At 43.8% G+C, this 13905-nt stretch carries 12 protein-coding genes; all 12 read left to right on the top strand.

Features of this window, described 5'->3' with window-relative positions:
* The first annotated feature begins 2 nt into the window (after positions 1-2).
* The 12 genes from ACTNC6_RS10415 to ACTNC6_RS10360 all read left to right on the top strand — a co-directional run bounded on the left by ACTNC6_RS10415 (position 3) and on the right by ACTNC6_RS10360 (position 13657).
* On the top strand, positions 3-1277 hold the full coding sequence (locus ACTNC6_RS10415) for a methionine gamma-lyase family protein (protein WP_019161668.1): 1275 nt from the start codon (positions 3-5) through the stop codon (positions 1275-1277).
* A gap of 34 nt (positions 1278-1311) precedes the next feature.
* Positions 1312-2508 (top strand): NAD(P)/FAD-dependent oxidoreductase, encoded by a 1197-nt coding sequence (locus ACTNC6_RS10410; RefSeq protein ID WP_441044026.1) that lies wholly within the window; start codon positions 1312-1314, stop codon positions 2506-2508.
* Positions 2509-2519: 11 nt separating this feature from the next.
* On the top strand, positions 2520-4106 hold the full coding sequence (locus tag ACTNC6_RS10405) for an NAD(P)/FAD-dependent oxidoreductase (RefSeq protein WP_441044025.1): 1587 nt from the start codon (positions 2520-2522) through the stop codon (positions 4104-4106).
* An 86-nt stretch (positions 4107-4192) separates the two neighbouring features.
* Complete coding sequence (radC, locus tag ACTNC6_RS10400; RefSeq protein WP_173742877.1) at positions 4193-4903, top strand: RadC family protein; 711 nt, start codon at positions 4193-4195, stop codon at positions 4901-4903.
* A gap of 12 nt (positions 4904-4915) precedes the next feature.
* A complete protein-coding gene (locus ACTNC6_RS10395; protein ID WP_173742878.1) occupies positions 4916-5929 on the top strand; it encodes a rod shape-determining protein in 1014 nt (337 codons plus the stop codon).
* Between the two features lie 17 nt (positions 5930-5946).
* Positions 5947-6822: a rod shape-determining protein MreC gene (gene mreC / locus ACTNC6_RS10390; protein WP_441044024.1), complete on the top strand. Its 876-nt coding sequence runs from the start codon at positions 5947-5949 to the stop codon at positions 6820-6822.
* Complete coding sequence (gene mreD / locus ACTNC6_RS10385; RefSeq protein WP_019161674.1) at positions 6812-7339, top strand: rod shape-determining protein MreD; 528 nt, start codon at positions 6812-6814, stop codon at positions 7337-7339. The genes mreC and mreD overlap by 11 nt, the downstream gene beginning before the upstream one ends.
* Complete coding sequence (locus ACTNC6_RS10380; RefSeq protein WP_441044023.1) at positions 7324-10218, top strand: penicillin-binding transpeptidase domain-containing protein; 2895 nt, start codon at positions 7324-7326, stop codon at positions 10216-10218. The genes mreD and ACTNC6_RS10380 overlap by 16 nt, the downstream gene beginning before the upstream one ends.
* A 58-nt stretch (positions 10219-10276) precedes the next feature.
* Positions 10277-11065, top strand: a complete 789-nt coding sequence (minD, locus tag ACTNC6_RS10375; protein ID WP_019161676.1) for a septum site-determining protein MinD — start codon at positions 10277-10279, stop codon at positions 11063-11065.
* A 24-nt stretch (positions 11066-11089) separates the two neighbouring features.
* Positions 11090-11332, top strand: a complete 243-nt coding sequence (gene minE, locus ACTNC6_RS10370) for a cell division topological specificity factor MinE (protein ID WP_019161677.1) — start codon at positions 11090-11092, stop codon at positions 11330-11332.
* A 1-nt stretch (position 11333) separates the two neighbouring features.
* Complete coding sequence (locus ACTNC6_RS10365; protein WP_441044022.1) at positions 11334-12494, top strand: FtsW/RodA/SpoVE family cell cycle protein; 1161 nt, start codon at positions 11334-11336, stop codon at positions 12492-12494.
* Complete coding sequence (locus tag ACTNC6_RS10360; protein WP_441044021.1) at positions 12491-13657, top strand: D-alanyl-D-alanine carboxypeptidase family protein; 1167 nt, start codon at positions 12491-12493, stop codon at positions 13655-13657. Before ACTNC6_RS10365 ends, ACTNC6_RS10360 begins: the two co-directional genes overlap by 4 nt.
* The last annotated feature ends 248 nt before the right edge of the window (positions 13658-13905 follow it).

Below are 13905 nucleotides of genomic sequence, written 5' to 3'. Positions count from 1 at the left end.
TTATGAAAGAAATGTATGCACAGCTTGGAATCTCCTCTGAAGTTTATGACTTCGGTCATAAAATAGAGGAATCCTTAAAAGAAAGATTTGAAAAATTTGATAAAACTGCAGAATATAACCAGATGAAGGTTCTCCTTGCCATGCAGAAGAACAAGGTAAGCGCAGAATGCTTCGGCAGCTCTTCCGGTTACGGCTATGATGATATTGGCCGTGAAACTCTTGAGAAGGTTTATGCAGACACTTTCCACACAGAAGCATGTCTGGTACGTCCGCAGATCACATGTGGAACTCATGCACTGGCAATTGCCTTATTCGGAAATCTCCGTCCGGGGGATGAACTTCTGGCACCTGCCGGAAAACCATACGATACTCTGGAAGAAGTCATCGGTATCCGTCCGTCAAAAGGCTCCCTTGCGGAATATGGTGTAACTTATCGGCAGGTAGAACTTCTGGAAGACGGAACCTTTGACTATGACAGTATCCGCAAAGCAATCAATGAGAAAACCCGTCTTGTAGAGATCCAGCGTTCCAAGGGATACCAGACACGCCCCTCATTTTCTGTAAAGCAGATTGGGGAACTGATCGCTTTCGTTAAAAGTATCAAACCAGATGTGATCTGTATGGTAGACAATTGCTACGGCGAATTCGTAGATACCATTGAGCCAAGTGATGTTGGTGCAGATATGATCGTAGGTTCTCTGATCAAGAACCCGGGTGGCGGACTTGCACCCATCGGCGGATATATTGCAGGAACGAAAGAATGTGTAGAGAACGCTTCCTACAGAATGACCTGTCCAGGACTTGGCAGTGAAGTAGGTGCAACTCTTGGAGTTAACCGTTCCTTTTTCCAGGGATTTTTCCTTGCACCAATGGTTACCAAAGGTGCATTAAAGGGTGCTGTATTTGCAGCAAATATTTATGAGAAATTGGGATTCCCTGTAATTCCTGATTCTACAGAAGAACGTCAGGACATTATCCAGGCAGTAAGCCTTGGTACACCGGAAGGACTGATTGCTTTCTGCAAGGGAATCCAGGCAGCAGCACCTGTGGACAGCTATGTGGATCCGGAGCCGTGGGATATGCCTGGATATGACAGCCAGGTTATTATGGCAGCAGGAGCCTTTGTTCAGGGATCCTCCATCGAGCTTTCAGCAGACGGACCTATGAAACCTCCTTATGCAGTGTATTTCCAGGGAGGACTTACCTGGGAGCATGCAAAGCTTGGGGTACTGATGTCTCTGCAGAAGCTTGTTGATAAAAAACTGGTTACTCTCTAATTATGTGGCCTGAAGGGGCCGGGAGCAGATCATTATGAAGAAAAAACATGTAATCATTGTGGGAGCAGGGGCTTCCGGACTTATGGCCGGAATCATGGCTGCCAGAAATGGGGCTGCTGTGACCATTCTGGAACAGAATGAAAAACCGGGGAAAAAAATCAATGCTACAGGAAATGGCAGATGTAATTATACAAATCTGGCAATGCCTGAAAATGCATACAGAGGAGAACATCCTGAGTTTGTGCAGGAGGCTCTTGCACAGTTTTCTGTGTCTGATACCATAGAGTTTTTCAAAGAGCTGGGAATCTATCCTCTGGACAGAAAAGGCTATCTTTATCCCAGAAGCGGCCAGGCACAGAGTGTGACTGAGGTTCTGTGTATGGAAGCAGCAAATCTGGGAGTGAAGATAAAGACAAATGAAAAAGTAGTATCTGTTGAAAAAGTGGTATCTTTCCAGAAGAAAACAAATGGTTTTCGTGTGCTGACAGAGGGATGGCACTACGAAGGAGACGCCCTGATCCTGGCAAATGGTTCCAGAGCTTCAGTAATTTCCGGCTCTGACGGAAGCGGTTATGAACTGGCCAAAAAGCTGGGACACCATATAGTCCCTGTATGGCCGGCACTTACTGCACTGAAATGTAAGGGGAATTTCTTTAAAACCTGGTCAGGGGTGCGTACAGAGGGGAAAATCACCCTTTTTTCAGAGGGGAAGCCTGTTGTTACAGAGCAGGGAGAACTGCAGCTTACTGATTATGGAGTTTCAGGGATTCCGGTGTTTCAGATTAGCAGATATGCAGTACGGAATATAAAAGAGGGCCGTGATGCAGAAATCACCATAGATTTTATGCCGGAGCTGTCTGCAGATGAATTCCGGGAGCTGCTTTTAAAACGAAAAAGAACCTGCCCCTATAAAAATGACAGAGAACTTCTTATTGGATTATTTCCGGAAAAGCTGATCCGGATTTTTGCCGGACAAAAGGATCTGGTGAGGGCGGTCAAAAGCCTGACCCTTACAGTAACAGACAGTCTTTCTTTTGCCCAGGCCCAGGTATGTTCCGGAGGGGTGGATACCAGGGAGATTCATTCCCGTACTATGGAATCACGTAAATGCAGGAACCTGTATATTACAGGAGAGCTTCTGGATATAGACGGAACCTGCGGCGGTTATAATCTTCAGTGGGCATGGAGCAGCGGGGCAGCAGCCGGTGTACATGCAGCTGCAGACATTTAAGGAGAATGATTATGATTCGAATTTCACAGCTTAAGCTTCCTGTTTCCCATACAAAGGAACAACTTGAAAAAAAGATCGGAAAGGTTCTGAAAAGTCCGTCAGCTTCCTTTTCTTATGAGATCAGAAAACAGTCTCTGGACTGCAGACATAAAAACGATAAAATGTTTGTATATACTATTGATGTAAAAATTAAGGACGAACAGAAAATTGCAAAAAGGGTTAACAATAACAATGTTATGTTAACAATAGAGAGGCCTTATGTATTTCCGGAGCCTGGGCAGGAGCCTCTTTCCTGTCCGCCGGTTGTGATCGGCAGTGGTCCGGCCGGACTTTTCTGCGGCTGGTATCTGGCAAAGGCAGGCTATAAGCCCCTGATCCTGGAGAGAGGAGAGGAAGCAGACAAAAGGCAAAAGACAGTAGAGCATTTCTGGAAAAACGGTATTCTTGATCCGGATTCCAATGTGCAGTTCGGAGAGGGCGGAGCAGGAACCTTTTCTGACGGCAAATTAAATACTCTGGTCAAAGATCCTTATGGAAGGAATCATGAGGTTCTGAAGCGTTTTGTGGAGGCTGGGGCACCGGAGGAAATCCTTTATCAGCAGAAGCCTCATCTGGGTACTGATGTACTGATTGGGATCGTGGAGAAAATGCGCCATGATATTGAGGCAATGGGAGGAAGTTTCCGTTTTCGCGCCAAGGTTACAGATCTCCATTTTGAGAAGGGTGTGTTAAAGGAAATTCAGGTAAATGACAGGGAAATCATTCCTGCCCAGGTATGTGTGCTGGCTGTGGGACACAGTGCCAGAGATACCTTTGAAATGCTTTACCGCCGCGGACTTTATATGGAACCCAAGGCTTTTGCTGTAGGTCTGCGTATTGAGCATCCCCAGTCCATGATCAATATGGATCTTTACGGTGAGGAAGAAAATGAATTTCTGGGTGCTGCTGCCTACAAGGTAACTCATAAGTGTGAAAACGGAAGAGGGGTTTATTCCTTCTGTATGTGTCCCGGAGGATACGTAGTCAATGCTTCCTCGGAACCAGGCAGACTGGCAGTCAATGGTATGAGCTATCAGGCCAGGGATTCCCGGAATGCAAACAGTGCCATGATTGTCACAGTAACTCCTGAAGACTTTGGCGGAGAAGGTCCTTTACGGGGTGTGGAATTTCAGCGCAAGCTGGAACGGAAGGCCTGGGAGCTTGGTCAGGGTAAAATTCCGGTACAGCTGTTTGGAGATTACTGTAAAAATCAGACCAGTACTGCTCTGGGAGAAGTGGTTCCCTGTATGAAGGGAGAATATGTGCTTGCCAATGTACGTTCTGTTCTTCCCAAGGCAGTGGGAGATTCTATTGAAGAGGGAATCCGTTCTTTCGGAAAAAGGATCACAGGCTTTGACAGGGAGGATGCATTACTCAGCGGAGTCGAAAGCCGTACCTCATCACCGGTCCGCATTACCCGTGACAGTGAACTTCTGTCCAATATACAGGGAGTTTATCCCTGTGGCGAAGGCGCAGGATATGCAGGAGGGATCACCAGTGCAGCTATGGACGGGATTAAAATTGCAGAAACCATTTCTAAAAAATATAGAAATTTCTAGGGGAGAGTGTACATCTCCCCTTTTTTATGCTAGAATATAGGTTGCGATTTGCCGTCTGCATTTAAGAGAGCGGTATTGGCGAATTTATGAATCATATTATTAAGAATTTACCGGAAGAACAACGCCCTTATGAGAAATGTTTCAAACAGGGTGAAAATACATTAAGTGACAGTGAGCTGCTGGCAGTGATCCTGCGAAGCGGTACCCAGGGAAAGAATTCTCTGGCACTGGCACAGGAGATTTTACATTTTATGGAAGATTCCGCCTATTGCGGGCTGGCAGGACTGATCCATGTATCTCTGCAGGATCTGATGAGGATTCATGGAATCGGACAGGTAAAAGCGGTACAGCTGAAATGTATCGGAGAACTTTCCAGACGGATTGCCAGAACAGCCGCCAGGCCGCAGCTGGTAATGAATGATCCATCCTCTATTGCTGCTTATTATATGGAGCAGCTGCGTCATGAGGAACAGGAGCTTGTACTTTGCATGATGTCTGATGTGAAAGGACATTTTCTTGGAGATAAGGTGCTGACCAGGGGAACGGTAACCGGCTCACTGGTTACTCCCAGAGAAATTTATCTGGAGGCATTGCGTTATCATGCAGTCAGCCTGATCCTGATCCATAATCATCCCAGCGGGGATCCCACTCCCAGCCAGGAGGACATGGAAATCACTGCCAGGATTTATCAGGCAGGGGAACTACTGGGCATACATCTTCTGGACCACATTGTGATCGGAGACCAGAGATACTGCAGTTTCAGGGAAACCGGTCTGTGGGATGAATGTACAGGATAAAGGGGCAGATATATGCTGTTTGAGAAAACATACGGAATAGATCTGGGTAGCAGCTCTGTAAAGGTCTATTCATTATTTAAAAACAAAAGTTATATGGAAAAAAACATGATCGCATCCAGAGGGCATAAGATCATTGCTGTGGGCAACGAAGCCTATGAGATGTTTGAGAAGTCTCCGGCAGAGGTTGCAGTGTGTTCGCCCATGTCATTTGGAATGATCGCCAATCTGGAACTGCAGGAGATCGTGCTGTACAGTATGATACGCAGGATCGATCACATTCTGGGGGTAGGATCTGTAATGTTTTTTACAGTTCCTCTGGATATGACAGCTGTTGAGAAACGGGCATATTTTAATGTGGCCAATGGATACTGGCTGCGTAAAAACCGTGTCTATATGGTAGAATCTCCCATTGCAGATGCACTGGCCATGGGAGTGGATCTGGATGATCCCACCGGAAATATGGTTGTAAATATGGGCGCACAGAGTACAGAGATGTCCATCATCACCGGAGGAAGGATTATTATCAGCAAAAAGATACCTATCGGGGGCAGACAGATGAATGAATCCATATGCACGGAGATCCGTAAGCGGTACAATCTTCAGTTGGGAACACGTACAGCCAAAAGACTGAAAATGGTTATGGGACGGCTCAGCGACCAGAGAAAGGGCGTGCGTAAGGTAGTTGGTATTGACTGTATTTCCGGACTTCCCAGAGAAGAGGTGATTTCTTCTTATGTGGTAAATGACGGGATCATGAACTGTGTAAATGAGATCGCTTCCGAAATGAAGACCTTTCTGGAGCGTATTCCTCCTCAGATTTCCTATCATATTGCGAAACAGGGAATTTATATTACCGGAGGCAGCACCAGGCTTCCTTATTTGGACAAATATCTGGCAAGCTATACTGGTTTTACCTTTAATATGTCAGATCTCTATGAGAAATCAGCAGTTTCCGGTCTGGAAAAGATCATTAAGAACAAAGAACTGCGTAAATGGGCAATGCCTGTAAAGCAGAGAAAATTATAAATTTTTAGGGGTATATCATGAAAAACCTGAAAAAGAAAGTACGAATCAGAATTCATTTAAAAAGCAAACATCTGTTAGTGATTATGACTATTTTCTGTGCCAGCTGTATTGTGGCCACCTTTGCATCAGGAGTAACGACAGTACCGCTTCAGGAAGCAGCAGGGATAATCATTGTTCCTTTCGAAAACAGTATTAATCATATCAGTTCTGTTTTCAGCGGGATTTCAGACCGAATGAAGGATAAAGAGGAGATCCTTGCGGAAAATAAGAAGCTTCAGTCCCAGGTGGATAGCCTGACAGAACAGAATAATAGACTGATCCAGGATCAGACAGAGCTGGTAAGACTGGAACAGCTGTATGACCTGGATCAGCAGTATACAGAATATCCCAAGGTTGCTGCCAGAATCATTTCCAAGGATCCTGGTAACTGGTATGATACTTTTATGATCAATAAGGGAACTTCAGACGGAATCCGGATAGATAATAATGTTATTGCCGGAAAAGGACTGGTGGGGATCGTCACAGAGGTGGGTGCTCACTGGGCAACTGTACGCTCCATTATTGACGACAGCAGTAATGTCAGTGCAATGACTGTGAGTACACAGGATAATTGTGTGGTTGAGGGAGATCTTGAACTGATCGACGAGGGAAAGCTAAGCTTCAGCCAGCTGTATGACCAGGATAATAAGGTTACTGTGGGAGAACGTATTGTCACCTCCAATATCAGCGAGAAATATGTGGAGGGACTGTTTATCGGATATATCAGTGAGATTTCCCAGGACAGCAATAACCTGACAAAGAATGGAACCATCGTTACACCGGTAGATTTCGCTCATCTGAAGGATGTGCTGGTAATCACAGTGAATAAGGGGGATTCTGTTAATGAAGAGTAAGATTACTCTGTTTTTTACCATTCTCATATGTTTCCTTCTCCAGAGTACAGTCATATCCAGGATTGCCATTGGATCGATCACTCCTAATCTGATCCTGATCCTGTGCATTTCCATGGGTCTGATGAGAGGCAGAAAAAGCGGAATGTGGACGGGATTTTTCTGCGGCTTTCTGGTGGATATGTTTTATGGATCTGTTTTTGGGTTCTATGCACTGATTTATATGTATATTGGTTTTTTAAGCGGATATGCACATAGGATCTGTTATGATGATGATGTAAAGGTTCCTATATTTCTGGCCGGTGCAGGTGATATCCTGTATGGACTGGCTGTGTATGCATTGCAGTTTCTGCTTCGCGGCAGACTTGGACTTGGAACCTATCTCAGCAGGATCATTTTACCGGAAACATTTTATACGATTATTCTGACACTGATTGTTTATCGGGTTTTTTACTATATCAATTATCACCTGATGAGTCCGTTAAAGAAAGAAAGTGAGTCTATTTGGGTACTAAAATAAAAAGATTTATAAAGAAAATACGAATAAAAAGGACAACCATACTTGTTGTGGTGTTTGTTCTCATGTCCGGTATCCTGGTGAAGCAGCTTTTTGAACTGCAGATTATTCAGGGGCAGGATTACATCAGCAAATTTGAATCCCGTATTACAAAAAAACGTGCCATCAACAGCACCCGCGGAAATATTTTTGACAGAAACGGAGAGGAACTGGCTTCCAATGTTCTGGCTTATTCTGTGACTTTTGAGGATAATGGAACTTATGATACCACCAGACAGAAGAACCTTACCCTGAACGGTGTTGCCTACCGGGTTCTCAAGATCCTGGAACATAACGGAGATTCCATTAGCCGTGATTTCCATATTGTGCTGGATCACAGCGGTAATTATGTTTTTGATGTGGATGAGGGCTTTACCCTGGACCGTTTCAGGGCTGATATTTATGGACAGGCTCTGATCGATAACCTGACTGAGAAACAAAAATCTGCAACTGCAGATGAAATGATGGAATATCTTACCGGAAAAAGTGGGTTTTCCATTGCCCTGTACGGAGAAGATGCCTATACCAAGGAGGAGCTGGAAGCTTATGATCTTCCTGAGGAGCTTTCCAAACAGGAGATCCTGGATCTGGCGATCATGCGCTATGAGCTGAGTACCAACAGTTTCAAGAAATATATGGCTGTAACCATTGCCACCAATGTAAGTGAGCAGTCTGTGGCAGCGATTAAGGAAAATCAGACAGAGCTTCAGGGAATTGATATTGTAGAGGATTCTGTCCGCAAGTATATTGATGATCCAAGTCTGGGACCGATCCTGGGATATACAGGACGTGCTTCTTCAGAGGAATTGACGGAACTGCGTAAGAAGAATCCGGAATATACCAATGATGCCATTGTAGGTAAGGTTGGTATTGAAAAATATATGGAAACGACTTTGCAGGGTACAGATGGTGAGGAGACTGTCACAGTAGACAATCTTGGTAAGGTCCTGAAAATTGATGATTCCACACGTGTGGAGCCTGTGGCAGGAAATGATGTATACCTGACGGTGGACAGTAAATGGCAGTCAGCTATCTATCAGATCCTAAAGCAAAGGGTTGCTGGTATTCTTCTTTCCAAGATAGAAGCCACAAAAACCTATGACTATAGCGTTAATGATGCAGCACAGATTAAAATTCCCATCTATGATGTATACAATGCACTGATTTCCAACAGTGTGATCGATATCCGGAAATTCAGTGAGGATACAGCCTCTGATACAGAAAAAAATTTATATGCCAAATTTCAGCAAAAACAGCAGCAGGTATTTGATATAATAACAAACAGACTGACAGAGGAGAATCCTCCTGCTCTAAAGGATGAGAATGATCAGGTTCAGGAATATCTCACTTATATCTGTAATGATCTGCTGCGGGATACTTTGGGTGTGATCTCAAAAAATGCTATTGATACTGCTGACGCTACTTATAAGGCATGGAGTCAGGATGAAAGCATCAGTCTGAAGGATTACCTGACCTATGCAACAGGACAGAACTGGATTGATATTTCCAAGATTTCCTCTGAGGGAGAATATCTGGATTCTGAGGAGGCATATAAGGCTCTTACAGATTATATCATTACCTACTTGAAGACAGATAACAGCTTTTCCAAACTGCTGTATAAGTATATGCTCCAGGAGGATACTATTTCCGGCAGAGAAATCTGTCTGGTACTCTATGACCAGGAAATTCTCTCAAAGGATGACGGAATGTATGATTCTCTGGCATCAGGTGCAATGACCGCCTATGATTTCATGGTCAATAAGATATATAATCTGGAAATCGAGCCGGCGCAGCTGGCGCTGGAGCCATGTTCTGCTTCTGCAGTGATCACAGATGTAAAAACCGGAGATGTGCTGGCCTGTGTTTCTTATCCGGGTTATAACAACAATCTGCTGGTAAATGATATGGATACTGATTATTATGCCAAGCTTTCTATAGATCAGTCCAGTCCCTTTTTCAATAAAGCAACACAGCAGACCACAGCTCCCGGTTCTACCTTTAAGATTTTGTCAACAATTGCAGGTATGTCAGAGGGTGTGATCGATGACAGTACTTATATTGAATGTACAGGTTCCTTTGACCTGGTAACTCCACCGATCAACTGTTGGAATATTAACGGACATGGCCCCATCGAGATCAGGGAGGCCATTGAACAGTCCTGTAACCATTATTTCAATATGGTTGGTTTTAAGCTGGGACAGGATGGGGAAGGTAATTTCTCTGAGAACCGGAGTCTTGCAGTTCTTCAGAAATATGCATCTTTGATCGGCCTGGATAAGAAGACCGGAATAGAGATCACAGAATCTTCTCCCCATGTGTCAGATTCCCTGGCTGTACCCTCTTATATCGGACAGGGTACCAATGCCTATACTACCAGTCAGCTGGCAAGATATGCCACAGCGATTGCCACCAGTGGAACTGTATATGATCTGACACTTCTAGGTAAACTGACAGATTCCAGGGGAAATATCCTGAAAGAATATGAACCTGATGTGATCAATACTTTGGATGTGGATTCCAGTGTATGGGCGGATATCCATGACGGAATGTACCGTGTGGTTCAGACTCATAAACAGTTCGATGGTCTGGGAATGGATGTTTCCGGAAAAACAGGTACTGGCGAGGTGGATGTTTACCATCCCAACCATGGTATGTTTGTGGGATATGCACCTTCCACTGATCCCCAATATGCAATTGCCGTGCGTATTGAAAATGGTTATGCATCAGGAAATGCGTGTCTGGCAGCAGCTGATATTTTTAAATACATTTTTGAACTGACTGATGAAGGAAGCATCCTTACAGGTGTTGCTTCCAGTGATACCAGTGATACTTCAAACGACTAAGCATCAAAAGAAAAATACCAGGAGTATGGAAGCCTATCGATCAGGAGGAAAACAAACTATGAGTGAAGCCATTGTAATTACTTCCGGGAAAGGCGGAGTGGGAAAAACCACCACTGTCGCTAACATTGGAACAGGTCTTGCCATGCTTGGCAGAAAGGTTGTAGTGGTTGATACGGATATCGGTCTGCGCAATCTGGATGTGGTTCTTGGACTTGAGAACCGGATTGTTTATAATCTGGTAGATGTGATTGGCGGAAACTGCCGCCTGCGTCAGGCTTTGATCAAGGACAAACGTCATCCCAATCTTTTTCTGCTGCCATCTGCACAGACCAAGGATAAAAGTGCTGTTTCTCCGGAACAGATGATCAAGCTTACAGATGATCTGCGGGAAGAGTTTGATTATATCCTGCTGGATTGTCCTGCGGGAATTGAGCAGGGCTTTAAGAATGCCATAGCAGGGGCGGACAGGGCATTGGTTGTAACTACACCGGAAGTATCTGCCATCAGAGATGCAGACCGTATCATAGGGCTTCTGGAAGCAAATGATATCAGGGATATACAGCTGATCATTAACCGGCTCCGGCCGGACATGATCGCCAGGGGAGATATGATGTCTGTGGAGGATGTGACGGAAATCCTTGCTGTGGATCTGATCGGAACCATTCTGGATGATGAACAGATCGTGATAGCCACCAACCAGGGGGAACCTCTTTCAGGAAAATCTTCCCAGGCGGAAGAAGAGTATAGAAATATCTGTCAGCGTATTATAGGTGAAAATGTACCGTTTATGAACATTGCTGAGAGAAAGAGTTTCTTCAGGAAAATCGGTAACATGTTTCGGAAATAAAATATCTGTAAGGAGGGATTCCGTGTGAAAGCTTTTTTCAGAGATAAGAAACGCTCCGCCGGATATGCCAGGGACAGAATGAAGCTTCTTCTGTTGTCTGAGAGGATTGACTGCTCTCCGCAAATGATGCAGATGCTGAAAAGTGATCTGATACACACAGTAAAGAAATATTTAACCATAGAGGAAGAACAGGTAAAGTTAAAAATCACCCAGGAGCCGGCTGTGCTCTATGTGTATGTTCCTGTTCTGGATAAAAAGGACAGATAAAATGTTAAAGCAGTATAAATTACGATTTTACAATTTCAGACTTATTATATTTCTGCTGGCCATCAGCCTTATCGGTGTTACACTGGTAGGAACTGCAGCAGAAAATCTTAAGTCCAAACAGTTTGCAGGAGTGATTCTCGGACTGATCATTATGGTGATCTTATCTTTGATGGATTATTCCTGGATTATGAATTTCCAGTGGCTTATGTATGGATTTAATATCATCATGCTGATTGTAGTGCGAATCGCAGGCTCCAGCGCTAATGGAGCTGCACGATGGATCGGAATCGGTTCTTTTCGTTTTCAGCCTACAGAGTTGTCCAAAATTATTTTGATCGTCTTTTTCGCAAAATTTTTCATGGATCATGAGGAAAATCTGAACACCCTGAAGACGCTGGCTGCTTCTGCAGGATTACTGGCTGTTCCTCTTATACTTATCCTGGAACAGCCGGATTTAAAAAATACCCTTACTGTTATCGTGATCTTCTGTATGATGATATATATTGCAGGTCTAAGTTATAAAGTTATCGGAGGAGCACTGTTGATTTCCGTTCCTCTTCTGATCATCTTTCTGTCTATTGTGGTACAGCCGGATCAGAAACTGCTGAAGGATTATCAGAGGTCACGTATTATGTCTTTCTTATATCCGGAAAACGAAGAGTATTCTGATAATATTGAACAGCAGAAGAACTCCAAGACAGCCATAGCATCCGGAGAACTGGTTGGAAAGAGAATAAGCGGAGATGACAGTACAGCATCTGTGAATGAAGGTAATTTTGTTTCCGAAAACCAGACAGACTTTATTTTTGCTGTTGCAGGAGAAGAGTATGGATTTATCGGATGTACAACGATTGTCCTGCTGCTTCTGGCAATCTCTTTTGAATGTATCCGCATGAGTTTGAGGGCCAAGGATCTGTCCGGCAAAATCCTGTGCTGTGGAATGGGAGGGCTGATTGCCCTGCAAAGTTTTATTAATATATGTGTTGCAACTGGAATGGCACCGAATACAGGAACACCTCTTCCCTTTGTAAGCTATGGACTTACCTCTCTGGTCAGTCTGTATATTGGTATGGGCCTTGTACTTAACGTTGGACTTCAGAGCAGTGCGTATAATAAAGAAATTATGAAGAAAGAGCTTGACAGGAAAGAGGACTACTTATGATGTTTGGAAAATCATCTGCCGGGAATAAAAATGAAAAAAAATCGGCCAGGCCATATAAAAATGAGAGAAGTGTTCATGGGTCACATTCTGGGACAGCTTCCCAGGTACAGACAACTGCACTTCCCAGATCACAGAGACCTTCCAGACAAAAGCAGAGAAGGCGTAAGCCTATAGGGCATACCATATTACTGCTTTTGCTTATGGTATTTATAGCAGCAGGAGCATTTTTTGCTATCCGCTTATTGAATGGTACTTATCTGGGCAAACCGGTGAAAGCTTTTCAGGCTTCTGAAGTATTTACCAGCAGTCTGGCAGGAAAAGAAAATATGAAGGCCCGGCCCTTTGCACAGAAGCTTTGTGTTTCTTCCAAGGGCAGTGTAGACCGTATTAAAAATGCCTCTCTGGAGGAAGAACAGAAGGGACTTCTGTTTAATCTGAGCAATCATAAGGTATTGTATGCCAATGGAATCTATGACAAAATCTATCCAGCCAGCATTACAAAAATCATGACAGCTATGCTTGCCTTAAAAAGCGGAAAGCTGGATGATACAGTTACGATCACACAGGAAAATGTTACTTTGGAGGCTGGCTCCCAGGTATGTGGATTTGTGGCAGGAGATCAGGTTACCCTGGATCAGCTGCTCCATTGTCTTCTGGTTTATTCTGGAAATGATGCGGCTTCTGCAATTGCGGAATATGTTGGCGGTACCACAGAGAATTTTGTGGAGATGATGAACAGCTATGCCAGACAGCTGGGATGTACGGGAACTCATTTTACCAATCCTCATGGTCTTCAGGATGAAAATCATTATACAACACCATATGATATTTATCTGATGCTGAACGAAGCTATGAATTATAAGGAATTCACTCAGATCACCCAGATGCCGTCGTATACTGTTACTTATACAGGCGCTGACGGAGAATCCCACAGTATCAGTCTGGAAGCTACAGACCATTATCTGACCGGTGAGGCAACCCCTCCCAAAGATGTAACGGTTCTGGGCGGAAAGACAGGAACCACTGCTTCTGCAGGTAACTGTCTGGCGATCATAACCCAGAATGCTTTTGGAAAACCTTTTGTATCCATTGTGCTGGGAGCATCCAGCAAAGAGCTTTTATATCAGCAGATGAATTCCTTACTCCAGAACATTAATAGCTAAAATGGAATCAATATTCCCTAATGTTAAAAAATTCAATAAAAATTCACAAAAAAAGTAAATTACCTCTTGAATTTTATAATAATATGCACTATAAATGAAACATTTTCGATTTTATCCCGTAAAACCAAGGGAAAACGGATGTTAAACAGGTGTAATTACACCAAATTTACACCACAGAATATAGCATTACATCTATAACAATAACTGAATATTTTAAACATCTGAATAAGTCCATGTACTTTTATAAC

This window comes from Blautia sp. HCP3S3_C4 (assembly GCF_052064095.1).
Lineage (GTDB): Bacteria > Bacillota > Clostridia > Lachnospirales > Lachnospiraceae > Blautia_A.
The sequence above is the reverse complement of the archived record's forward strand: the minus strand, read 5'-3'. Positions and strand labels throughout refer to the sequence as shown.